General features: G+C 71.2%; 20 protein-coding genes and 1 tRNA gene. 10 read left to right on the top strand and 11 right to left on the bottom strand.

All coding sequences use genetic code 11. From position 1 onward, the window contains the following. Positions 1-93: 93 nt before the first annotated feature. From GPA03_RS07575 to GPA03_RS07555, 6 genes are all read right to left on the bottom strand, one after another. The gene (locus GPA03_RS07575) at positions 94-1,515 is read right to left on the bottom strand and encodes a dicarboxylate/amino acid:cation symporter (RefSeq protein WP_156251412.1); all 1,422 of its coding nucleotides are present in this window, start codon (positions 1,513-1,515) and stop codon (positions 94-96) included. Between the two features lie 142 nt (positions 1,516-1,657). Further along, positions 1,658-1,750, bottom strand: coding sequence for a putative leader peptide (locus GPA03_RS23135; RefSeq protein WP_421958405.1), 93 nt, complete (start codon positions 1,748-1,750; stop codon positions 1,658-1,660). 73 nt (positions 1,751-1,823) lie between these two features. Then, positions 1,824-2,636, bottom strand: coding sequence for an ABC transporter ATP-binding protein (locus GPA03_RS07570; RefSeq protein WP_156251411.1), 813 nt, complete (start codon positions 2,634-2,636; stop codon positions 1,824-1,826). After that, entirely contained in the window at positions 2,633-3,685 is a 1,053-nt protein-coding gene (locus GPA03_RS07565) for a FecCD family ABC transporter permease (protein ID WP_156251410.1), read from the bottom strand. The genes GPA03_RS07570 and GPA03_RS07565 overlap by 4 nt, the downstream gene beginning before the upstream one ends. Continuing rightward, complete coding sequence (locus GPA03_RS07560; RefSeq protein WP_156251409.1) at positions 3,682-4,722, bottom strand: FecCD family ABC transporter permease; 1,041 nt, start codon at positions 4,720-4,722, stop codon at positions 3,682-3,684. The genes GPA03_RS07565 and GPA03_RS07560 overlap by 4 nt, the downstream gene beginning before the upstream one ends. Positions 4,723-4,768: 46 nt before the next feature. Further along, positions 4,769-5,827, bottom strand: coding sequence for an ABC transporter substrate-binding protein (locus tag GPA03_RS07555; protein ID WP_156251408.1), 1,059 nt, complete (start codon positions 5,825-5,827; stop codon positions 4,769-4,771). A gap of 182 nt (positions 5,828-6,009) precedes the next feature. Between GPA03_RS07555 and GPA03_RS07550 the strand changes: the two genes are divergently transcribed. After that, on the top strand, positions 6,010-7,683 hold the full coding sequence (locus tag GPA03_RS07550; RefSeq protein WP_156251407.1) for a thiamine pyrophosphate-binding protein: 1,674 nt from the start codon (positions 6,010-6,012) through the stop codon (positions 7,681-7,683). A gap of 41 nt (positions 7,684-7,724) precedes the next feature. Here GPA03_RS07550 and GPA03_RS07545 read toward each other — a convergent pair whose 3' ends face one another. Then, positions 7,725-9,620, bottom strand: coding sequence for an FAD-dependent monooxygenase (locus GPA03_RS07545; protein WP_156251406.1), 1,896 nt, complete (start codon positions 9,618-9,620; stop codon positions 7,725-7,727). 99 nt (positions 9,621-9,719) lie between these two features. Between GPA03_RS07545 and GPA03_RS07540 the strand changes: the two genes are divergently transcribed. The 7 genes from GPA03_RS07540 to GPA03_RS07510 all read left to right on the top strand — a co-directional run bounded on the left by GPA03_RS07540 (position 9,720) and on the right by GPA03_RS07510 (position 17,791). Further along, positions 9,720-11,192, top strand: coding sequence for a fumarylacetoacetate hydrolase family protein (locus GPA03_RS07540; RefSeq protein ID WP_156251405.1), 1,473 nt, complete (start codon positions 9,720-9,722; stop codon positions 11,190-11,192). Beyond that, positions 11,189-11,878 carry a GntR family transcriptional regulator gene (locus tag GPA03_RS07535; protein ID WP_156251404.1) on the top strand — a complete coding sequence of 230 codons (690 nt, stop codon included), beginning with the start codon at positions 11,189-11,191 and terminating at the stop codon, positions 11,876-11,878. The genes GPA03_RS07540 and GPA03_RS07535 overlap by 4 nt, the downstream gene beginning before the upstream one ends. Positions 11,879-11,907: 29 nt before the next feature. Next, entirely contained in the window at positions 11,908-13,449 is a 1,542-nt protein-coding gene (hpaE, locus tag GPA03_RS07530; RefSeq protein ID WP_156251403.1) for a 5-carboxymethyl-2-hydroxymuconate semialdehyde dehydrogenase, read from the top strand. Next, complete coding sequence (gene hpaD / locus GPA03_RS07525) at positions 13,446-14,609, top strand: 3,4-dihydroxyphenylacetate 2,3-dioxygenase (protein ID WP_156251402.1); 1,164 nt, start codon at positions 13,446-13,448, stop codon at positions 14,607-14,609. The genes hpaE and hpaD overlap by 4 nt, the downstream gene beginning before the upstream one ends. Before the next feature lie 130 nt (positions 14,610-14,739). Further along, positions 14,740-15,534: a 2-keto-4-pentenoate hydratase gene (locus tag GPA03_RS07520; protein ID WP_156251401.1), complete on the top strand. Its 795-nt coding sequence runs from the start codon at positions 14,740-14,742 to the stop codon at positions 15,532-15,534. Then, positions 15,531-16,313, top strand: a complete 783-nt coding sequence (locus GPA03_RS07515; protein WP_241681152.1) for an aldolase/citrate lyase family protein — start codon at positions 15,531-15,533, stop codon at positions 16,311-16,313. The genes GPA03_RS07520 and GPA03_RS07515 overlap by 4 nt, the downstream gene beginning before the upstream one ends. Positions 16,314-16,318: 5 nt before the next feature. After that, positions 16,319-17,791, top strand: a complete 1,473-nt coding sequence (locus GPA03_RS07510) for an NAD-dependent succinate-semialdehyde dehydrogenase (RefSeq protein WP_156251399.1) — start codon at positions 16,319-16,321, stop codon at positions 17,789-17,791. Between the two features lie 73 nt (positions 17,792-17,864). Here the strand turns inward: GPA03_RS07510 and GPA03_RS07505 are convergent, their stop codons facing one another. From GPA03_RS07505 to GPA03_RS07490, 4 genes are all read right to left on the bottom strand, one after another. Then, complete coding sequence (locus GPA03_RS07505) at positions 17,865-18,809, bottom strand: hypothetical protein (RefSeq protein ID WP_156251398.1); 945 nt, start codon at positions 18,807-18,809, stop codon at positions 17,865-17,867. Positions 18,810-18,940: 131 nt separating this feature from the next. Then, positions 18,941-19,013, bottom strand: a tRNA-Arg gene (locus GPA03_RS07500). A gap of 94 nt (positions 19,014-19,107) precedes the next feature. Next, entirely contained in the window at positions 19,108-19,401 is a 294-nt protein-coding gene (locus GPA03_RS07495; RefSeq protein WP_156251397.1) for a hypothetical protein, read from the bottom strand. Between the two features lie 68 nt (positions 19,402-19,469). After that, positions 19,470-21,005, bottom strand: a complete 1,536-nt coding sequence (locus GPA03_RS07490; protein WP_162458294.1) for a molybdopterin-dependent oxidoreductase — start codon at positions 21,003-21,005, stop codon at positions 19,470-19,472. Between the two features lie 111 nt (positions 21,006-21,116). Between GPA03_RS07490 and GPA03_RS07485 the strand changes: the two genes are divergently transcribed. Continuing rightward, complete coding sequence (locus tag GPA03_RS07485; RefSeq protein ID WP_156251395.1) at positions 21,117-21,836, top strand: response regulator transcription factor; 720 nt, start codon at positions 21,117-21,119, stop codon at positions 21,834-21,836. An 8-nt stretch (positions 21,837-21,844) separates the two neighbouring features. Then, on the top strand, positions 21,845-22,978 hold the full coding sequence (locus tag GPA03_RS07480) for a sensor histidine kinase (protein ID WP_162458293.1): 1,134 nt from the start codon (positions 21,845-21,847) through the stop codon (positions 22,976-22,978). The last annotated feature ends 181 nt before the right edge of the window (positions 22,979-23,159 follow it).

Raw genomic sequence — 23,159 nt, 5'->3', positions numbered from 1 at the left:
CGCACGCCAGAGGGCGCCGGCCTGACCGCGGCGCATGGTGTGCCACACCCGGCGGTCAGGCTGGCGCCCTCTCGGCGTGCCCGAGCAGACCTCTTAAGCGGTGGCGGGCTCGGGCCGGCGAGCCGGTCCGCGCTGCTCGTTCGCGGCCTCGCGCTCGGCGGGCTCGTCGTCGCGGAAGAGGTCCTCGCCGTTCGCCGAGTCGTACTGCTCCTGGTCGAGGATGCCCTCGCGCTTGGCGACGACGGTCGGCACCATGGCCTGACCGGCCACGTTGACGGCCGTGCGGCCCATGTCGAGGATCGGGTCGATCGCCAGCAGCAGGCCGACGCCCTCCAGCGGCAGCCCCAGCGTCGAGAGCGTCAGCGTGAGCATCACGGTGGCACCGGTGACGCCGGCGGTCGCGGCCGACCCCACGACCGAGACGAACACGATCAGCAGGTAGTGCCACAGCGAGAGCTCGAGGCCGAAGAACTGGGCCACGAAGATCGCCGACAGCGCCGGGTAGATCGCGGCGCAACCATCCATCTTCGTGGTCGCACCGAACGGCACCGCGAACGAGGCGTACTCACGCGGCACACCGAGGTTGCGCGTGACGACCCGCTCGGTCACCGGCAGCGTGCCGATCGAGGAGCGCGAGACGAACGCGAGCTGGATCGCCGGCCACGCACCCCGGAAGAACCGCAGCGGGTTCAGCCCGTTGGCGCGCAGCACCACCGGGTACAGCAGGAACAGCACCAGCGCCAGGCCGATGTAGATCGCGACGGCGTAGGTCCCCAGAGGTGCGAGGGCGTCCCATCCGTAGGTGGCCACCGCGCGGCCGAGGAGACCGATCGTGCCGATCGGCGCGAGCCGGATGACCCACCACAGCACCTTCTGCACGACGGCGAGCGCCGACTTGTTGAACTCGAGGAACGGCTCGGCGGACTTGCCGGTCTTGAGCGCCGCGATGCCGACGACGATGCCGATCACCACGAGCTGCAGCACGTTGAAGCTCGCACCGTTCTCCGAGGCCTCGAGGCCGAGGAAGTTGCCGGGGATCAGGCCGGTGAGGAAGTCGGTCCAGGACCCGGTCCGGCCTGGCTCGCGGACCTGGGAGGCGTCGACGCCCGACCGCGCACCCGGCTGCAGGATCAGGCCGAGCGCGATGCCGAAGGACACCGAGACCAGCGCGGTGATCGCGAACCAGAGCAGGGTCTGCCCGGCGAGGCGGGCAGCATTGGTGACCTTCCGCAGGTTCGCGATCGAGGCGATGATGGCCGTGATCACCAGCGGCGGCACGATCGTGCGCAGCAGCGTGACGAAGCTCGAGCCGATCACGCTGAGAGTCTCGGTGAGGCCGTTGGCGATGTCCTCGCCCTCCTCGTCGACGCCCGCGGGCCCGATGGTCAGCGCGATCCATCCGAGGACGACGCCCAGGATCAGCGAGATGACGATCTGGGTGGAGAACGAGGGCAGCTTCAGGCGCCTGCGCTTCTCGGGTGCCTCGGACTCAGGTTCTGCGGCTGTGGTGGACATGGTCCCTCTCGATGTGTGTGGGTGGTTCGTGCGACGGCTGGGCGCGGCAGGGTCAGCTCTGGCGGAGCGAGGCCGCACGGTGCTCCGGAGAGGCCCGGTGGCTGCTGCGACCGATGGCGGCAGCGCTGCCGCTGCGGTGAGATCAGATGGCGCGCCGACACAGCGCGCTGGCGACCCGGAGCAGGTCGACGGCGCGTCGGCTCGTGAACGAGCCAGCTGCCAGGTGTGTAGCCATCACGCCACGACGGTAGCCAGCGGGTTCCCGCCACGAGCGAACCAGCCGAGCGGTCTCACGATGTGGACGAGGGTCAGCGAGCAGCAGTGGCGACGTGGTGGCGGCCGAGCGGCAGCACGAGCGGCTTGCCGGTGGTGGGGTCGGGCACGACCATGTTGTCGAGACCGAAGACATCCCGCACGCAGGTCTCGGTGAGCACGTCGGAAGGGGCGCCGGCGGCGTAAAGGCGCCCGCCCTTGATCGCCACGAGATGGTCGGCGTAGCGGGCGGCGAGGTTGAGGTCGTGCAGCACCATCACGATCGTGGTGCCGAAGTCACGGTTGAGGTCGGTCAGCAGGTCGAGCACCTCGACCTGGTGCGTGACGTCGAGGAAGGTGGTGGGCTCGTCGAGCAGCAGCAGCTCGGTCTGCTGCGCGAGCACCATCGCGACCCACACACGCTGCCGCTGCCCGCCGGAGAGCTCGTCCACGGCGCGGTCGGCGAGGTCGGCCGTGCCGGTGACGTCGAGCGCGCGGGCCACGGCGGCATCGTCGTCGGCGGTCCAGCGGCTGAGCATCCCCTGATGGGGATGGCGGCCACGGCCCACCAGATCACTGACCGAGATGCCCTCGGGCGCGATCGGCGACTGCGGCAGCAGCCCCAGCGTGCGCGCGACCTGCTTGGTGGGGATCTCGTGGATGGCCTTGCCGTCGAGCAGCACGGCACCGTGGCGCGCGGGCAGCAGCCGCGACATCGCCTTGAGGATCGTGGACTTGCCGCACGCGTTCGCGCCGACCACCACCGTGATCCTCTCCGGCGGGATGCTCAGATCGAGGTTCTCGACGACGGACCGCTCGCCGTAGCCGAGGCTGAGCTGCTCGGCCCGGAGGGTGTGGGCGTGGCTCATAGGGAACCTCCGGACCGGTTGCTGCGGACGAGCAGGTAGACGAGGAAGGGCGCGCCGAGCGCGCCGGTGATGACACCGACCGGGAACCTGGTGCCCAGCGCGTACTGCGCGAAGAAGTCGGCCACCAGCACGAGCAGCGCGCCGAAGAGCCCCGAGGCCAGCACGGGGCTGCCGACCGGGCCGAGGATCCGGGCAGCGATGGGCCCGGACAGGAAGGCGACGAACGCGATCGGCCCGGCGGCCGCCGTCGCGAAGGCCATCAGCGCGACCGCCACGACGATCAGCAGCACCCGGGTCCGCTCCACGGGCACGCCGAGCGCGGCCGCGGTCTGGTCGCCGAGCCGCATGGCCTCGAGGTCGCGCAGCAGCCACAGCAGCACGGGCGCGAGCAGCACCACGGCGATCACCAGCGGCAGCGTGCGCTCGTAGGTGGCTCCGTTGAGGTTGCCGGTGAGCCAGCGCATCGCGACCTGCATGTCCCAGGCCGCGGCGCCGGAGAGCACGTAGGACACCACGCTGCTGAGCATCGCGGCGATGCCGATCCCGATGAGGATGAGCCGGGTGTTGGCGACGCCGCCCTGCTTGTAGGACAGCAGGTAGATGGCGAAGGCGGTCACGAGCGCGGCCGCGGTCGCCATCGCCGAGACGGCGGTCGGGCTGAGGTTGAGGACCAGGATCCCGATGACCGCCGCCGCGCTGGCACCGGAGCTGATCCCGATCACGTCGGGACTGGCGAGCGGGTTGCGCAGCATCGTCTGGAAGGTCGCCCCCGCCAGGCCGAACGCGAAGCCGACCAGCAGCCCGGTCACGGCGCGGGGCAGCCGCAACGTGCCCACCGTGAAGGAGGCGCCGTCGACGTCGCCACCGAGGATCACCGCGATCACGTCGGAGGCCGGGTAGTAGGTCCGGCCGAGCATGAGCGAGAGCCAGAACACGGCCAGCACCGCGAGTGCGAGCCCCACGTGCACGAGCCAGCGTCGTCGCGCCCGCCGGGCGCGGCCCGTCGTGACGACCTCGATCGTCGAGGGGGCCTCGGTCAGGGTCGTCACAGGTCGCGGACCTTCTGGCGGCGCACGATCCAGATGAAGAAGGGAGCCCCGACGATCGCGGTGATGATGCCTGCCTGGATCTCCTCGTTGCCACCGACCAGGCGGCCGAGCACATCGGCCGCGGTGAGCAGCGCCGCACCGCCGAGCGCCGACAGCGGGATCAGCCACCGGTGATCGATCCCGGCCAGCAGCCGCACCACGTGCGGCACGACCAGCCCGACGAACCCGATCGGCCCGGCGACCGCCGTCGCCGCCCCGCACAGGACCACACCCCCGACAGCGGCGAGCAGCCGTGCCCGGCTGACGTTCTGGCCGAGCCCCACCGCCAACTCGTCGCCCAGGGCGAGCGAGTTGAGCGCGCGGGCCGAGGCCAGCGAGAGCAGCAGGCCGGCCACCAGGAACGGCAGCACCAGCCCGATCGTGGACCACGAGCCGCCGCCCACGCCGCCGATCTGCCAGAACCGGAAGGACTGCATGTCCTGCGCGCGAGGCAGCAGGATCGCGCTGACGAGCGCGCCGAGCGCCACCGAGGTCGCCGCGCCCGCGAGCGCGAGCTTGAGCGGCGTCGCGCCACCGCGCCCGAGCGACCCGACCACGTACACGAACACCGCGGCGACCGCCGCGCCGAGCATCGCGACCCAAATGTAGGTGACCTGCGAGGACAGCCCCAGGAACACCATCCCGATCACGACGGCGAGCGACGCTCCCGAGTTGACCCCCAGGATCTCGGGGTCGGCGAGCGGGTTGCGGGTGACCCCCTGCATCACGGCACCCGAGACCCCCAGTGCCGCCCCGACGACCAGCCCCAGCACCGTGCGCGGGACCCGTTTGAGCACGGCCGCCTGCGCCGTCGTGTCCTGCGCTCCCCCGATCCCGGCGACCAGGTCGTCCCACCCCACGTCCAGGACGCCGAACGTCAGGGATGCGGCGGCGACGCCCGCGACCACGACGAGCAGGCCGAGCCCACCGAGCACGCGCACGGGTACCGGTCGCCGCACTCGGTGGGCGACCGGCTTCACCGCCAGGGTGGCCGTCACAGTGCTCTCCGTGCTCTTCGTGTCGTGGTGCGCGAGCGCTCCGATGTCAGGACGCCTTGCCTGCCGCCTCGTCGAGCATCGGCAGGTAGTTCTCGATCAGGTGCGAGATACCCAGCGGGCTGGGGTTGGCCGAGGATGCCGTGGCCGGGTCGACGGTCTCGTCGAGGAACACGATCGCCCCGTCGGCGACAGCCGGGATCCGCGAGAGCAGCGGGTCGGCCTGGATCGTCGCCAGCTCCTCGCCGGTCCCGTACGTCACGATGACGTCGAAGTCACTGAGCTCATCGACCGCCTCGGCGGCTGCCGAGCTGAGGAACTCGTCGGTGCCGGCGGCGGTGACGGCCTCGGGGACCTCGAAGCCCGCCTGCTCGCTGAGGAACACCTGGCGGGGGTCCACCATCGTGTAGAAGCCGACGCTCGAGAGGTCGGTGACGTCGAACCAGGCGAAGGCGGCGCCGTGGCCGTTGCCGAGGTTCGCGTACCCGTCGACGGCGTCGCTGAGCTGACCCTCGAGATCCGCCACCAGGGCCTCCGCCTCGGTCTGCAGGCCGAGCGCGGTGCCGTTGAGCGTGATCGTCTCCTGCCAGGTGGTGCCCCAGGCGACCTCCGGGTAGGCGACGACCGGAGCGATCTCGCTCAGGATCGCGTAGTCGTCGGCCGACAGACCCGAGTAGGCGGCGAGGATCACGTCCGGCTGCGCGTCGGAGATCGCCTCGAAGTCGACGCCGTCGGTGCCGTCGTACATCTCGGGCGTCTCGGCGCCCATCTCGGTGAGCTTGTCCTCGACCCACGGGAGCACGCCGTCGCCGTCGTCGTCACCCCAGGTGGCCTCTTCCATGATCACCGGGACCACGCCGAGGGCGAGCGCGGCTTCCTGGTTGCTCCACCCGACCGTGGCGACCCGCTCCGGCTGCGCCTCGATGACCGTCTCGCCGAGCCCGTGGGTGATCGTGATCGGGAACTCTGCGGACGCCGCAGGCGCCTGGTCCTGAGCGTCACCACCTGCCGCGTCGCCCTCTCCGGACGGGCTTCCGGCGCATGCGGCGAGGCTGAGAGAGAGCGCTGCTGTCGCGATGACGGCAGCGGCGGGGCGCGAGACGCGCATGGAGAGACTCCGTTCGGGGAAGATCGGGAACTCGGCAAGGCTAGCCTTACCTAATTGATTTACGGAAGCCTGGCGTTGTGTGAATTGGATCGCTCTCTGGACACCGCTCCTATGCTCGGGGCCATCCGGCACCTCGCCACCCACGCGAGGCCGCCGGCGAGACCGACCCACAAGGACCGCTCGTGACCACTCTCTCCGCACACGTCGCCCGCACGCTCGGCCGCTACGTCGACCACGTCTTCGGCGTCATGGGCAACGGCAACGCCCATCTCATCGACGCGCTGGAGCGCGAGACCGAGGTCGGCTACACCGCCATGCGCCACGAGGCCGGCGGCGTCGTGGCCGCCGACGTCTACTACCGCGCCTCGGGCCGCCTCGCCGCCGCGACCGCGACCTACGGCGCCGGGTTCACCAACACGATCACCGCTCTCGCCGAGGCCGCCCAGGCGCGGGTGCCGCTGCTGCTGATCTCGGGCGAGGCGCCCACCTCGGGGCTGCGACCGTGGGACGTGGACCAGATCGCGCTCGCCTCCGGGGTGGGGGTGCGCACCTACACGGTCGGCCGCGCCGATGCCGGCGGCACCGTGGTGCTCGCGATCGAGCACGCCCTGTCCTACCGCACCCCCGTGGTGCTCGCCCTTCCCTACGACGTGATCACGACCGAGGTCGCGCACACCGACGACGGCGGCCCCTCTTTGGAGCCCCGGGTGGCGCTCCCCGCGGGCCCGGTCGGGGAGGTCGCGCGCGCACGAGTGGCCTCGTTCGCGCAGGCGCTCGCCTCCGCGGAGCGCCCGCTCGTGCTCGGTGGCCGAGGGGCATGGCTGGCTGACGCGGGCGCAGCCCTCGGCCGGATCGCCGACATGACCGGCGCGCTCACGACCTCCAGCGCGCTGGGGCGCGGGCTCTTCCCGCGGCAGGAGTTCGACCTCGGCGTAGCCGGCGGCTTCGGGGCCGACGGCGCGATGGAGCTCGTCGCCCAGGCCGACGTCGTGCTCGTGGCCGGCGCCGGGCTCAACCAGTTCACGATGCGGTTCGGGTCGCTGTTCTCGCCGAGCGCCCAGGTGCTGCAGATCGACGCCGCCGACACCGCCACGCACCCGCAGGTCTCGGGGTTCATCAGCGGCGACGCCAGGCTGGTGAGCGAGGCGCTCGCGACCGAGATCACCCGGCTCGGCGCGCCGTCGAGCGGGTGGCGCGAGAGCGTGGACGTCACCGCCGCGCGCGCCTACGAGGGTGGTGACGGTCTGGCGTCGGACGGCCGCCTCGACCCCCGCACCGCCGCGACCCGCCTCGCCGAGCTGCTCCCGCAGGACCGGGTGGTGGTCTCCGACGGCGGCCACTTCCTGGGCTGGTCGAACATGTACTGGCCGGTGGCCTCGCCCGACCGCATGATCATGGCGGGCATCGCGTTCCAGTCGATCGGGATGGGGTTCCCGAGCGTGGCGGGCGCGGCACAGGCCAAGCCCGGCTCCGCCGTCGTGCTGACCACGGGGGACGGCGGTGGCCTGATGGCGGCCGCCGACCTCGAGTCCGCCGTGCGGGTCGCGGGGGGCCGCGGGATCGCCGTCGTCTGGAACGACGGCGCCTACGGCGCCGAGGTGCACGTGTACGGCAGGCAGGGTCTCGCCCAGGGGCCGATGCTGATCCCGCAGGTCGACTTCGCGGCGCTGGCCACGGCCGTGGGCGCGCAGGGCGTGGTGGTGCGCACGCCGGACGACCTGGAGGCGCTGGCGGAGTGGTCCGCGCGCCCGGTCGCCGAGCGGCCGTTCCTGCTGCTCGACCTGCGGATCTCCCCCGCTGTGGTGGCGCCGTACCAGGAGGAGATCCTGCGGGCACGGATCGCCCCGCCACGCTGAGCCGAGCCGAGCACCGACGCCCCGCAGCGCTCGCGGGGGCGTCAGCGAGCAGGCAGCAGGTGCCGCGCGAAGAACGCGGCGAGCTCGGCGTGGGCGGTCAGCGGGAGCACGTGCGCGACGTACTGGTCCGGCCGCACCACCACGACCACGCCGTCACGGGATAGCCCGCGCGCCTCGAAGATGTCGCTGTCGTTCCACGCGCTGGGCGCGGCGGCGAACACCTTCTCCCAGTTCTGCAGCCCGAGCGCACCGCACACCGGCCGGAACACGGCGGGCACCGTGGTGACCTCGATGTCCTCGAACCCCTGCTGGTAGATCGCCTTGACGTCGAGCACGGCGTCGGCGTCACCGTCCGCCGGGGTGTGGCGCAGCAGCGGCGAGTCCTCGCCCGTACCCATCCACTCGGCCCACGCCGACAGCGCCGAGTCCGCGGCCGGGGCGGACCGGTCGGCGAACGCGTACACCCGCCAGCGCCCGTCGGCCTTGGCGTGATGACCGAGGTGAGTCACGTTGCCGTCGCACGCGAGCGTGACGGTCGACGAGGCGAAGCGCTTGCCGATCGGGAAGCCGGTCGCGAGACCCTGGTGCTCACCCCCACCCGTGATCGCCGAGGGCTCGTACTGCGTCATGAAGCCCGAGGGGAACTCCGCGGTGGCGAGGTAGTAGGTGGCAAGATCATCGGCGTCGGTGATCTCCTCGGGCTTGCGCGCCATCAGCGACGACCACTCCCGGTCGAAGTCGATCAGTTGCTGCGCCACCGGCTGCCGCTCCGCCGAGTACGTCGACAGCAGCGACTCCGGGCTGCGGCCGCTCAGCACCAGGCCCAGCTTCCAGCCCAGGTTGAAGCCGTCCTGCATCGAGACGTTCATGCCCTGCCCGGCCTTGGCGCTGTGGGTGTGGCACGCATCGCCGGTGAGGAACACCCGCGGCGTACGGTCGGACCCCTCGGGCACGTCGTCGAACTTGTCGGTCACCCGGTGGCCGACCTCGTAGACGCTGTGCCAGGCGACCTCACGGACGTCGATCGAGTACGGGCTCAGGATCGCGTTGGCCCTCCGCACGATCTCCTCGATCGGGGTCTGCCGCACGCGGTGGTTGTCGTCCTCGGCGACCGCGCCGAGGTCGATGTACATCCGGCTGAGGTAGCCGCCCTCTCGGGGGATATGCAGGATGTTCCCGGCGGCGGAGGTGATCGCGCACTTGATGCGCCAGTCGGGGAAGTCGGTGTTCACGAGCACGTCCATCACGCCCCAGGCGTGCAGCGAGATCCCGCCGAGGTGCTGGCGGCCGATCGCCTCGCGCACCGTGCTGCGGGCGCCGTCGCAGCCAGCCACGTACCTGGCGCGGACCGTGCGTTCCTCGCCCTCGCGCTCCCCCGCCACGTACCTGAGCCGGACCTCGACCGGGTACTCGGCACCCTCGTGCACCTCGAGCCCGACGAGCTCGATGCCGTAGTCGGGCACGATCCGCCCCGGCCCGTGCGCGGCCGCCTCGGCGAAGTAGTCGAGCACCCGCGCCTGGTTGACGATCAGGTGCGGGAACTCGCTGATCTTGAAGCCGTAGTCCTCGGTCCGGGAGGTCCGCATGATCCGGCCCGGATTCTCGGGGTCGGGCCCCCAGAAGTTCATCCAGCCGATGTTGTACGCCTCGGCGATGATCCGCTCCGCGAACCCGAACGCCTGGAAGGTCTCGACGCTGCGCGGCTGGATGCCGTCGGCCTGACCCAGCGGCAGCCGCCCGTCGCGCCGCTCGATGATCCGTGTCACGACGCCCGGGAACTGCGACATCTGCGCCGCCAGCAGCATCCCGGCCGGGCCCGAGCCGACGATCAGCACGTCGACCTCGTCCGGCAGCTCGGTGGGACGCGCCGTGCCGACCCCGGCGGCGGGCAGCACGGTCGGGTCGCCCGAGACATAGCCATGGTGATGGAACTGCACGGAGCCTCCTGACGTCGTCGTCGATGATGCGGTCGCCAGCCACGGCACTGCTCGCATCGTATACGATCGACGTCAGGGAATCCCGAGGGAAGGACCTCCATGACGACGGCGTCGCAGGACCCACGCTTCGCGCTGCTCCCGTGCCGGCCGGGCAAGATCATCGCGGTCCATCTGAGCTACGCCTCGCGCGCCGATCAACGCGGCCGGCGACCCGCGCACCTCTCCTACTTCCTCAAGCCCTCGAGCTCGGTCGCCGCCTCGGGCAGCACCGTGGAGCGGCCCGCCGGCACCGAGCTGCTGGCGTTCGAGGGTGAGATCGCCCTCGTGATCGGCACCGAGGGCCGCCGGCTGTCGCTCGCGTCCGCCTGGGACCACGTGGGCTGGGTGACCGCCTCGAACGACCTCGGCCTCTACGACCTCCGCGCGAACGACAAAGGCTCCAACCTCCGGTCCAAGGGCGGCGACGGGTTCACACCGATCGGCCCGACCCTTCTCGACGCACGCGGCCTCGACCCCGGCCGGCTGCGCGTGCGTACCTGGCTCAACGGCAGGCTGGCGCAGGAGGACACGACCGCCGGCCTGATCTTCCCGCTGGCGCAGATGGTCGCCGATCTCTCCCAGCACCTGACGCTCGAGGTCGGCGACATCATCCTCACCGGCACCCCCGCCGGCTCGAGCGTCTTCGGCCCCGGCGACGAGGTCGAGGTCGAGGTCGACGCCCCGACCGCCCCGGGCGCGCCCACCACCGGGCGCCTCGTCACCACCGCGGCTCAGGGCGAGGTGCCGTTCGATCCCGCACTCGGGTCCCTGCCCGCCGTCGACGACCAGCAGCGCACCGAGGCCTGGGGGTCGCGCGCGGCTGCCGGACTCGCGCCGCTCGGTCTGTCCGAGGAGCTTCGCGCCAAGCTCGAGCAGGCGCCCACGGCCGGTCTCTCCGGCCAGCTCCGCAAGCGCGGCCTCAACAACGTGGTGCTCGACGGCGTCGCTCCCCTCCGCGCTGGAGCGAAGGTCGTGGGGGTGGCCAGGACCCTGCGGTTCGTGCCGAACCGCGAGGACCTGTTCACCGGCCACGGCGGTGGATACAACGCCCAGAAGCGCACCTTCGACGCCGTCGGCGAGGGCGAGGTGATCGTCATCGAGGCCCGCGGCGAGACCGGCTCCGGCACGCTCGGGGACATTCTCGCGCTACGCGCCCGGGCACGCGGCGCTGCGGGAGTCGTCACCGACGGCGGGGTACGGGATGCCGCGGCCGTCGCCGACATCCTGCCGGTGTTCGCCGTCGGGCATCACCCCGCGGTGCTGGGGCGCAAGCACGTGCCGTGGGAGTCCGACGTGACGATCGCCTGCGGCGGCGCCACCGTGCAGCCGGGCGACGTGATCGTGGGCGACGACGACGGCGTGGTGGTCATCCCCGCGGGCATCGCCGAGGAGGTCGTCGACGCGACGCTCACCCAGGAGGCGGAGGACGCGTGGATCGCGGACCGCGTCGCGGAAGGGCACCCGGTCGACGGGCTGTTCCCGATGAACGCGCAGTGGCGCGCCCGGTACGAGCAGGAGCGTGGCCGGCGATGACCGAGACCACCCTGAGCAAGTCGCAGCAGGCGTACCTGTGGATCAAGGAGCGCATCGCCTCGCAGCGGTTCACCCCTGGCTACCGGCTGGTGCTGGGCTCGATCGCGAACGAGCTCGAGATGAGCGTGGTGCCGGTCCGGGAGGCGATCCGCCAGCTCGAGGCCGAGGGCCTGGTCACCTACCTGCGCAACGTCGGTGCGCACGTGGCGATGATCGACGCCGACAGCTACAGCTCGAGCATGCAGGCGCTCAGCCTGATCGAGGCCGCCGCCGTCGCGCTGGCGGCACGCGAGCTGACGACCTCCGACCTGCGCAGGGCCCGCGAGATCAACGGCCGCATGCTGGCGCGGCTCCGCAGCCCGCACGGTTTCGACCCGCACGCCTTCACCACGCTCAACCAGCAGTTCCACTCTGTCCTGTACCGGAGCTGCCCCAACGCGCGGCTCGTCGAGCTGGTCGACGCGGAGTGGGCGCGGCTCGGCAACATGCGCGACTCGATCTTCACGTTCGTCCCCGACCGCGCCGCGGTGTCGGCCGCGGAGCACGACGAGATCGTCGACCTCATCGAGCGCGGTGCGCCCATCACCGAGATCGAGGCCCAGATGCGCCGACACCGAGCCGCCACCCTGCAGGCGTTCCTGCGCCACACGCACCCGGACGAGCCCGTCCAGCTGCCCGAGCTGTGAGTCAGCCGCACACCCAAGGAGCGATCAGCATGAGCCACGCGATCGACCAGTACGTCCCTGCCGACCTGCCGAGCCGGATCCAGCACTACATCGGCGGCCGCAGCGTCGACTCGGTCGGCGGCGCCACGTTCGACGTGCTCGACCCGGTCAGCAACCAGGTCTACGTGCAGGCCGCGGCGGGGACGAAGGCCGATATCGACCGCGCGGTCGCCGCTGCTCGGCAGGCCTTCACCGAGGGCCCGTGGCCCGGGATGCTCCCGCGCGAACGGTCCCGGGTGCTGCACAGGATCGCCGACATCGTCGAGTCCCGTGACGCCCGGTTGGCCGAGCTGGAGTCCTTCGACTCGGGGCTGCCGATCACGCAGGCGCTCGGCCAGGCGCGGCGGGCCGCGGAGAACTTCCGGTTCTTCGCCGACCTGGTCGTCGCGCAGGCCGACGACACCTTCAAGGTGCCCGGCAGGCAGATCAACTACGTCAACCGCAAGCCGATCGGTGTCGCCGGCCTCATCACCCCGTGGAACACCCCCTTCATGCTGGAGTCGTGGAAGCTGGGCCCGGCGCTGGCCACCGGCAACACCGTGGTGCTGAAGCCCGCCGAGTTTACGCCGCTGTCCGCCTCGCTGTGGGCCGGCATCTTCGAGGAGGCTGGGCTGCCGGAGGGCGTCTTCAACCTGGTGCACGGCATGGGCGAGGAGGCCGGGGACGCGCTCGTCAAGCATCCCGACGTGCCGCTGATCTCCTTCACCGGTGAGAGCCGCACCGGGCAGCTCATCTTCGGCAACGCGGCGCCCTACCTGAAGGGTCTGTCGATGGAGCTCGGCGGCAAGAGCCCCGCGGTGGTGTTCGCCGATGCCGATCTCGATGCCGCCGTCGACGCGACGATCTTCGGCGTCTTCTCCCTCAACGGCGAGCGCTGCACCGCAGGGTCCCGGATCCTCGTGCAGCGCGAGATCTACGAGCCGTTCGTCGAGCGGTACGCGGCGCAGGCGAAGCGCGTGGTCGTCGGGTACCCGCACGAGGAGAGCACCGAGGTCGGCGCGCTCGTGCACCCCGAGCACTACGACAAGGTGATGAGCTACATCGAGATCGGGCGCGGCGAGGGCCGCCTCGTCGCCGGCGGCGGCCGGGCCGAGGGCTTCGAGGTCGGCAACTTCGTGGCGCCGACCGTGTTCGCCGACGTGCCGCCGACCGCGCGGATCTTCCAGGAGGAGATCTTCGGTCCGGTCGTGACGATCACACCGTTCGAGGACGACGCCGAGGCGCTCGCCCTGGCCAACGACACCAGGTACGGGCTCGCCGCCTACGTCTGGACCAACGACCTCAAGCGCGCCCACAACTTCTCGCAGGCCGTCGAGGCCGGGATGGTGTGGCTCAACTCCAACAACGTGCGCGACCTGCGGACACCGTTCGGCGGCGTCAAGGCCTCGGGTCTCGGCCACGAGGGCGGCTACCGCTCGATCGACTTCTACACCGACCAGCAGGCCGTGCACATCACGCTCGGCAAGGTGCACAACCCCACGTTCGGCAAAGTGGCCGACGCTGGACCAGAACAGCGAGGACACGGATCATGACCGACCGCAAGGACATGACGCTGACGTCGTCGGGCTTTTTCGTCTCCGACGAGGCACCGATCAGTTGCGCGAACCCGACCCCCACGCCGCAGGCGCCGCCGCCGGACATCCTGCGCTGCGCCTCCATGGAGCTGGTGGTCACCGACCTGGCCCGCTCGCGCGACTTCTACGTGGAGGTGCTCGGGCTGACGGTGACCGAGGAGGACGACAGCACGCTCTACCTGCGCTCGCTCGAGGAGTTCATCCACCACAACCTGGTGCTGCGGCAGGGCGAGACGGCAGCGGTGGCCGCCTTCAGCTACCGCGTGCGCGCCCCCGAGGACCTCGACAAGGCGGTCGCGTTCTTCACCGAGCTCGGCTGCCGCGTGGAGCGCCGCGCGGAGGGCTTCGTCAAGGGCGTGGGCGACTCGGTGCGGGTGGAGGACCCGCTGGGATTCCCGTACGAGTTCTTCCACGACGTCGAGCACGTGGAGCGGCTCGCGTGGCGGTACGACCTGCACACGCCCGGCGCGCTGGTCCGCCTCGACCACTTCAACCAGGTGACGCCTGACGTGCCGCGCGCCACCAAGTACATGCAGGATCTGGGCTTCCGTGTGACCGAGGACATCCAGGACTCCGACGGCACGGTGTACGCCGCGTGGATGCGGCGCAAGCCGACCGTCCACGACACCGCGATGACCGGCGGTGACGGCCCCCGCATGCATCACGTCGCGTTCGCCACCCACGAGAAGCACAACATCCTCGCGATCTGCGACAAGCTCGGCGCGCTCCGGCGCTCGGACTGCATCGAGCGCGGCCCGGGCCGGCACGGCGTGTCGAACGCCTTCTACCTCTACATCCGCGACCCCGACGGGCACCGCGTGGAGATCTACACGCAGGACTACTACACCGGCGACCCGGACAACCCGGTGATCACCTGGGACGTGCACGACAACCAGCGGCGCGACTGGTGGGGCAACCCGGTGGTGCCGAGCTGGTACACCGAGGCCTCCCTGGTGCTCGACCTCGACGGCAACCCGCAGCCGCTCGTGCCCCGGACCGACTCCTCCGAGCTCGCCGCGACCATCGGGGCCGACGGGTTCTCCTACACCCGTCAGGACGACGAGCAGGAGATGCCGGAGTGGAAGCAGGGCGAGTACAAGCTCGGGCACCAGCTCTGATGGTGCCCAACCGGCGTGCTGGCGGCTGCCCCGCCCCGCCGCGCCCGCGATCTCGTCGCCGGAGCCGGGTAGATGCGGGTGGGGCTTCGGACATGGGCCGACAGCTCAGCGATCGAAAGAAGGTGACGCCATGCTCGACCCCGAGCTGATCACCGCGATCGCCGACGAGCTCGCCGAGGCGGAGCGCACGCACGCCCTCGTGCCCCGCATCACCGCCCGCTACCCGGAGGCCACGATCGAGGACTCCTACGCGATCCAACGCGTGTGGCGGGACCGGCAGATCGCCGCGGGCCGCAGGCTGGTCGGCCGCAAGATCGGGCTGACGTCCAAGGCGATGCAGGCGGCGACCGGCATCAGCGAACCCGACTACGGCGTCATGTTCGACGACACCATGCACGACGGCGGTGACCGTGCTCTCCTGCTGGATCATGATGCCTTCACCAACGTGCGGATCGAGGTGGAGCTGGCCTTCCGGCTTTCGGCTCCGCTGGCGGGACCGGACTGCACGCTCGAGCAGGTGCTGGCCGCGACGGCGGAGGTGATCCCGGCGCTCGAGGTCCTCAACTCGCATATCGAGCTGCAGGGCCGCACGATCGTCGACACGATCGCCGACAACGCCGCCTACGGCGCCATGGTGCTGGGCGGCACGCCGATGCCACCGGACGCCGTTGACCTGCGCTGGGTGGCCGCGCTGCTCGCGCGCAACGGCGAGATCGAGGAGACCGGCGTGGCGGCGGGCGTGCTCGGTCACCCGGCCAGGGGTGTCGCGTGGCTCGCGAACAAGCTCCACCAGCACGGCGACCGCCTCGAGGCCGGCGAGCTCGTGCTCGCGGGTTCCTTCACCCGACCGATGTGGGTGTCGCGCGGCGACACCGTGACGTGCGACTACGGACCGATGGGGACGATCACATGCAGCTTCCGATGACCATCCGCGAGGCGATCGCCGCCTCCGAGCGCCCGCTGATCGGGATGTGGTGCTGCTCGGGCAGCCCGCTGGTCGCGGAGATCTGCGCCGGTGCCGGCATGGACTGGCTGCTGATCGACGGCGAGCACGGCCCGAACGATCTCGGCACGATCCTGGCGCAGCTGCAGGCGGTGGCGGCCTACCCGGTCACGCCGGTCGTGCGGGTGCCTGCCAACGACCCTGTCAGGATCAAGCAGGTGCTCGATCTGGGTGCCCAGAGCCTCATCGTGCCGATGGTGTCCTCGGTCGAGGAGGCGCAGGCGGCGGCCGCGGCCGTGCGCTACCCTCCCGGCGGCATCCGCGGGGTCGGGTCCGCGCTCGCGCGCTCGGGCCGGTGGAACCGGGTCGAGGGCTACCTTGCCGACGGCGATGCGCACGTGAGCCTGATCGTGCAGGTCGAGACGATGGCCGGGGTCGCGGCAGCCGCCGAGATCGCGGCTGTCGACGGCGTGGACGCCGTCTACGTGGGCCCCTCGGACCTCGCCGCATCGATGGGGTTGCTGGGCCAGCAGACCCACCCCGACGTGACCGCCGCGGTGCTGGCCACCTTCGACGCCGTGCGCGGTGCGGGCACGGCGGTCGGGGTGAACGCGTTCGACCCGCACGCAGCACAGCGCTACCTGGAGGCCGGCGCCTCGTTCGTGACGATCGGGGCCGACGTCACGCTCCTCGCCCGCGGCGCCGAGGACCTCGCCGCCCGCCACACCAGCCCCACCCCTGGCTCTCGACGGAAGGGATGACCGAGATGACCTCGTCCGAGGAGACCGCACTGCTGGCAGCTGTACCCGACGGGCTGTTCATCGGCGGGCGATGGCGCCCCGCCGAGGACGGTCGCACGCTCGCGGTAAGCGACCCGGCCACCGGTGAGGTCATCAAGGAGATCGCCGACGCCTCGGTGGCCGACGGCACGGCGGCGATGGACGCGGCCTGCGAGGCCTTCCCGAGCTGGTCCCGCACCCCGGCGCGCGAGCGGGCCGAGATCCTGCGCCGCGCGTTCGACCTGCTGCAGCAGCGCGCGGAGGAGCTGGCGCTGCTGATGACCCTCGAGATGGGCAAGCCGCTCGCCGAGTCCCGCGGCGAGGTCACCTACGGCGGCGAGTTCCTGCGCTGGTTCAGCGAGGAGGCCGTGCGGGTGCATGGCCGCTACGGCACCAACCCCGAGGGCACCGGGCGGATGATCGTCACCCAGCACCCGGTCGGCCCGTGCTTCCTCATCACACCGTGGAACTTCCCGCTCGCGATGGCCACACGCAAGATCGCGCCGGCCCTCGCCGCGGGCTGCACCGTGGTGGTGAAGCCCGCGGCGCTGACGCCGTTGACCACGAGCTTCTTCACGCAGATCCTCGTCGATGCGGGGCTGCCCGACGGCGTCGTCAACGTCATCAACACCTCCTCTTCGGGTGAGGTGTCGGAGCCGATCATCACCGACCCGAGGCTGCGCAAGCTGTCCTTCACGGGCTCGACAGGCGTGGGCCGGGCGCTCCTCGAGCAGGCCGCCACCGGAGTCCTGCGCACGTCGATGGAACTGGGTGGCAACGCCCCCTTCGTGGTGTTCGACGACGCCGATCTGGACAAGGCGGTCGACGGCGCTCTGCTCGCGAAGTTCCGCAACATCGGCCAGGCCTGCACGGCTGCCAACCGCTTCATCGTGCACCGCGACGTCGCCGAGGAGTTCGCGCGCCGCGTCACCGAGCGGGTGCGATCCTTCAGCACCGGGCGCGGGACCGAGGAAGGCGTGACGATCGGGCCGCTCATCGATGACAAGGCGGTCGGCAAGGCCGACGCCCTGGTGAGCGACGCCGTCGAGCGCGGTGCCACGGTGCGCACGGGCGGGTCCAGGATCGAGGGCCCTGGCTCGTTCTACGAGGCCACGGTGCTCAGCGACGTGCAGGCGGGCAGCGCCATCCTGCGCGAGGAGATCTTCGGTCCGGTGCTGGCGATCGTTGCCTTCGACGACGAGGACGACGCGGTGCGCATCGCGAACGACACCGAGTTCGGGTTGGTCTCGTACGTGTTCACGCGCGACCTGGCGCGCGGCCAGCGGATGATCGAGCGGCTCGAGACCGGGATGATGGGTCTCAACGTCGGGGTCGTCTCGAACGCGGCCGCGCCGTTCGGCGGCTGGAAGCAGTCCGGTCTCGGTCGCGAGGGCGGCTTCGAGGGCATCGGCGAGTACTTGGAGACCAAGTACACGCTCACTCCGGATCCGTTCGGGTAGCCCTCCCAGGCCCCTTGCCTGCGAGCGTCGGCGGCAACGCGCTCAGCAGGCCGCCGGTCGCCCTGGACCACGCCTACAGCTCGGGTGCGGTACCGCGGGGACCGACCAGGGCAGCCGCGACCCGCGGCTCGACCCGGTCGCGGGTGGCGGCCCGGCCGAACGAGGCAGCGAGTACCACCACCACCAGCATCGCGAGCACCATGTGGACGAGTCCTGGCACGGTCGCCGCGGCACCGCCGAGACCGAGCGCCAGGGTGGCGGCCAGCGCATCGTTCTTCGAGATCGCGGCGAGCACGGTGGAGCCACGCGACGCCGGGTCTCGGCGGGTGCCCCAGAGCGCCAGGCACACGGTGACCGCGAGCCGCACCAGCGCCGCGGCAGCACCGATCCCCACCGCCCAGCCAGCACCCGCAGCCAGATCCTCCGACTGGAACGACTGGCCGAACACGAAGCAGGCGGCCGCCATCGCCACCAGGGTGAGACCGAAGTGCAGCCGACGCGGGATCTTCTGGACGTACCGCCGCAGCGCCATCCCCAGCAGGCTCGGCACCACGAGCGTCACGAGCAGCCGCCAGGCCAGACCCAGCGGGTCGTCGAGACCCACCGTGACGAGCAGCAGCGCAGGGGTCAGCACCGTACCCACCAGGTACACGCGGATCGCGAGCCGCGTCACGAGGCGCGCATCGGCACGCGCCGCGGCCGCGTACACCGGTAGCCCCGCCGCCGCGGGCATCGCCATGAGCACCGTGAACCCCGTGAGCGCCGCGTTGTCCACGCCCATCAGCAGGTGCAGCACGGCCCAGGGCAGCATCCACAGCACGGTCCCAGCGAGGTAGTGCCACGCGAGCAGCCGGTGCAGCGCACGCCGGTCGCCTGGCACACGCTCGAGCCGGCGCGGCAGCATCCCCACCGACAGGATCAGCTGCACGGCCGCCGAGGCGAACAGCACGGGCTCGTGGGGGAAGGCGATCTCAGGAACGAGCCAGCCGAGGGCTCCACCGACCAGCAGGGCACCCACGAGGATCACGCTCGATGCCACATGGCCCCTCAAAGGTCGTACGAATTCCGGCACCAGCGTAGGCGACAACGCAATCGGCGCCACCGCTGGTCTCCCAGTGGTGGCGCCGATCGTGTCGCTGTCTCAACGAGCGCGCCCGGAGGGACTCGAACCCCCAACCTTCTGATCCGTAGTCAGATGCTCTATCCATTAAGCTACGGGCGCTTGTCCGCCGACTCACCGGAGGACCGCAGAGCATGTTACCGCTTCGGGCACCATGATCGCGAACCGGGCCGGTGTTGCGCCCGCCACACCTGGGTCAGCAGGCCTCGTCGTCGGAGGTCATCTCCTCCTCCGAGGTCATCTCCTCGTCCGTCATGTCCTCGGTCATCCCCTCCTCCGACGTCATCTCCTCGTCGGTCATCTCCTCGGTCATGTCTTCCGAGGTCATCTCCTCGGTCATGTCCTCGGTCGGCTCGCACGACGTCGTCGGCTCGGTCATGTCCTCATCGCCCATGTCGCCGTCGCTGCCGCCCGTCTGACACCCCGCGAGCGCGAGTCCGGCAGCGAGCGCGAGCGCCACCGAGGCGGTGCGCATCCTGGTCATGGTCATCGTCTCTTCCCTTTTCCCTCGGTTCCCTCGTACCGGGACATCCGTCCCCGTGCCGGCGACGACGGCGCTCAGCCGACGACGTCGAACTCTCGTGCGTGCCACCCGGTCGCCCCGTCGGGGGCAGGCGGCGCTTCCATGTCGGTCTGCGTGTTGCCCTCGGCGTCGACCGCGCGGACCACGGCCCGGTGCGAGCCGGGCTCCAGCCCCGGTACGGGCAGGCGCCACTGCACCCAGGTGTCGACGTCGGCGACCGGGGCAAGCTCGCACTCCTGCCACGGACCGCCGTCGAGCTGGACCTCGACCGCGCCGACACCGGTAGCGGGTAGCCACGCGACCCCGCCGATCACGGCGTCGGCGCCGACCTGCTCACCCTGCGCCGGCACGTCGATACGTGACGCGAGCTTGATCGGGCCCTCCTTGGCCCAGCCGCGCGGCACCCAGTAGCCGTCGCGGTCGTCCCAGGTGGTGAGCTCGATCGTCTCGAGCCACTTGGTCGCCGACACGTACCCGTACAGCCCCGCGACCACGAGCCGCACCGGGAACCCGTGCTCGGGCAGCAACGGTTCGCCGTTCATGGCGTACGCGACCAGCGCTGTGCGCTCACCATCCAGCGCCGCCAGCGGGAACCCGCAGGTCCATCCGTCCACCGATGTGCTGAAGACCTGCTCGGCGCCATCGCGCACCCCCGCCCGCTCCAGCAGGTCGAGCAGCGGCACGCCCTGCCACACGGCGTTGTCGACGAGATCGCCACCCACGTAGTTCGACACGCACTGCAGCGTCACCGGCATCTCGACGCTCGGCATCGCGAGCAGCTGCTCGAAGTCGATCTCCAGGGGCTCGGCGACCATGCCATCGATCCGCAGCCGCCACGTGCTCACGTCGACACGGGGCACGGTCAGCGCCGTGTCGATGCGGTAGAACTCCTCGGCGTCGGTCACATACGGCGAGATCCCCTGGGCCTCGAACCCGGCGTTGTCGGGCAGCGGCACCGTGCTCACCGGCTCCGGCAGCGCGATCTCTGGCACCGACGTCGGCCCGCCCACGTTCGCCACCACGCGGCTGATCGCCGCGACGCCGGCCGCAGCGAGCGCCGTCAGTCCCGAGATCGTCAGGAACTGCCTTCTCGACGGCGGAGCATCCCGCTCGCTGTCACCACGCCTCGCGACCTCGCCTCCCAGGACGCGCCAGGCCAGCAGCCCCACCACGTTCGCGACGATCGCCCCCAGGAGCGCCAGCAGCAGCGACGAGCGCGGATCGGCGATCTGCGAGGCGATGCCCACGACCGACAGCACGAGGACGAGCAGCGGCACGAGCCATGGCGCGCGCCGCGACATCACGCCCGCGAGCGCGCCCAGCAGGAGCGTCACGATCACGGTGCCGGTCACGAGGGCGGCCTTGTCGTTGGTGCCGAAGATCGCAACCGCGAGCTCTTTGAGGCTCGCGGCGAAGGTGTCCACGAACTGCGAGCCCACTGCCAGCAGCGGCGTCTCGGTGGCACCGGTCGCCGCCGCCACGAGCTCACCCGCTGCGAGGGCAGCCGCCACGGTGACCGCACCGGCCACGGCGCGCTGCCACCGGGGCCGCTCGGATACGTGTTCCGCCATGTCGGCGACGGTAGGGACCGGATCGCAACGGCGTCGATCACAGATCTCAACGTTCTCGAACATCTCCGTTCCGCTCGCCCGGGCACCGCTGCCCGGCCGTAGCCTGGGCCGGTGCCAGCGGACCGGACCAGCGTGCTCGTCGTCGACGACGAGCCGATGGTGCGCGAGGTCGTGGCCCGCTACCTCGAGCTCGACGGCCATCACGTGCACGAGGCCGGAGACGGCGCCGCTGCCCGGGATCTGCTGGCCCGCGAGCACATCGACCTCGTGGTCCTCGACGTCATGCTTCCTGAGCTCGACGGCCTCAGCCTGCTGCGACAGATCCGCTCCCAGGGCGACCTGCCCGTGCTGCTGCTCACCGCGAAGGGTGAGGAGACCGATCGCCTGCTCGGGCTCGAGCTCGGCGCCGACGACTACGTGGTCAAGCCCTTCTCCACCCGGGAGGTGGTGGCCAGGGTGAGGACGATCCTGCGGCGAGCATCGCCGTCGGCCAGCGCACCCGAGGCGAGCCCGCAGATGCCGACCGAGCTCACCTTCGGCGACCTGCGCATCGACCTGGCGGCGCGTGTGGTGACTGTGGCGGGCGCGGAGAAGCCGCTCACCGCGAAGGAGTTCGATGTGCTGGTGTTCCTCGCGTCGTCGCCCCGGCAGGTGTTCAACCGGGCGCAGCTGCTCGAGCGGGTGTGGGACTCCTCCGCCGAGTACCAGGACCCGGCGACCGTGACCGTGCACGTGGGTCGACTGCGCCAGAAGCTCGAGCCGGACCCGGAGCACCCACGCTGGATCACGACCGTGTGGGGCGTCGGCTACCGGTTCGACCCGGCCGGATGAGGCCGCCGGTGGCCGCGAGCTGGTTCTCCGGCATGGCGATGCAGCCCGGCGTCGCGGCGTTGACGCTCGCCGGAGCGGTGCTGCTCGCGATCGTGCTCGGCCTGGTGCTGCGCCAGGTCACGGCACGCATGCGAACGCTGCGCGGGCAGCTGCTGCTGATCACGCTGGCCGGGGTGATCGTGGGCGCGCTGTGCGCGTGGCAGGCGACCACGCACATGCTGCTCGACGCCCAGCTGCTCGGACCCGTGCTCGTGGTGCTGGTGATCACGGCCCTGGTGGCCGCGATCATCGTGCTGATCGCCAGCGGGTCGTTGAGCACGGCGGCGGCGCGGCTGGCCGCCACGGTGAAGGCCGTCGAGGAGGGCGAGCGCGAGATCCGCACCGAGGTGGGCCGCCGCGACGAGATCGGCCACGTGGGCGCCGCGATCGATGCGCTGTCGGTGCGGCTCGCCGAGCTCGAGGCCGAACGCGAGCGGCTCGACTCCGAGCGTGCCGTGCTGCTCACCAGCATCAGTCACGACCTGCGCTCGCCGCTGGCCGCGCTGCGGGCCGCCCTGGAGTCGTTGGTCGACGGCGTCGCCCCCGACCCGGAGCGCTACCTGCGTTCCATGGAGGCCGATGTCGAGACCCTCACCCACCTGGTCGACGACGCGTTCCTCGTCGCGTCGATCAGCGGCGGCCGGCTGCACCTGGAGCAGGAGGTGCTCGACCTCGGGGACTGCTGCGACACCGCGATCGAGGTGCTCGGCCCGCTCGCCGACGCCCGGCAGGTGAGGCTCGCACTCCAGGTGAGCGACCACGTGCCGGTGCGCGGGAACGTGCAGGCTCTCGGGCGGGTGCTCCGGAACCTCATCGACAACGCGGTGCGGCACACTCCCACCGGCTCCACCGTGACGGTGACGGTGGACCAGGACGACGAGCCGCGCGTGCGCGTCGTGGACGAAGGGCCCGGCTTCGCTCGCGACTTCCTCGACCGCGCCCTGGACCCGTGGGCCCGTGCCGACGAGGCGCGCACCCGCAGTACGGGCGGCGCCGGCCTCGGCCTCGCGATCGCCGCAGGCCTGGTGGACGCCCACGGCGGGCGCCTCTGGCTCGACCCCGGCCCCGGCGGCCGCGTGACCTTCACCCTGCCAGCAGCCTGACCGGCCCTCCAGCCCTGCCCGCTGGCCTCCCAAGACCGCCGAGTTCGTTCCGGACCCTGACTGCCAGACTGCTTGTGAGTCAGTTGTCCTCGATTTGAGGAGCTGATTGTTGTGTCTGTTCGAAGGTTCCGTACTGCGGAGCAGAAGCGAGAGCTGGTCTATGAGTATGTCGGGCTTGGGT

Source organism: Pseudactinotalea terrae (assembly GCF_009733845.1).
GTDB lineage: Bacteria > Actinomycetota > Actinomycetes > Actinomycetales > Beutenbergiaceae > Pseudactinotalea > Pseudactinotalea terrae.
This window is presented reverse-complemented; position numbering and strand designations above follow the sequence as displayed.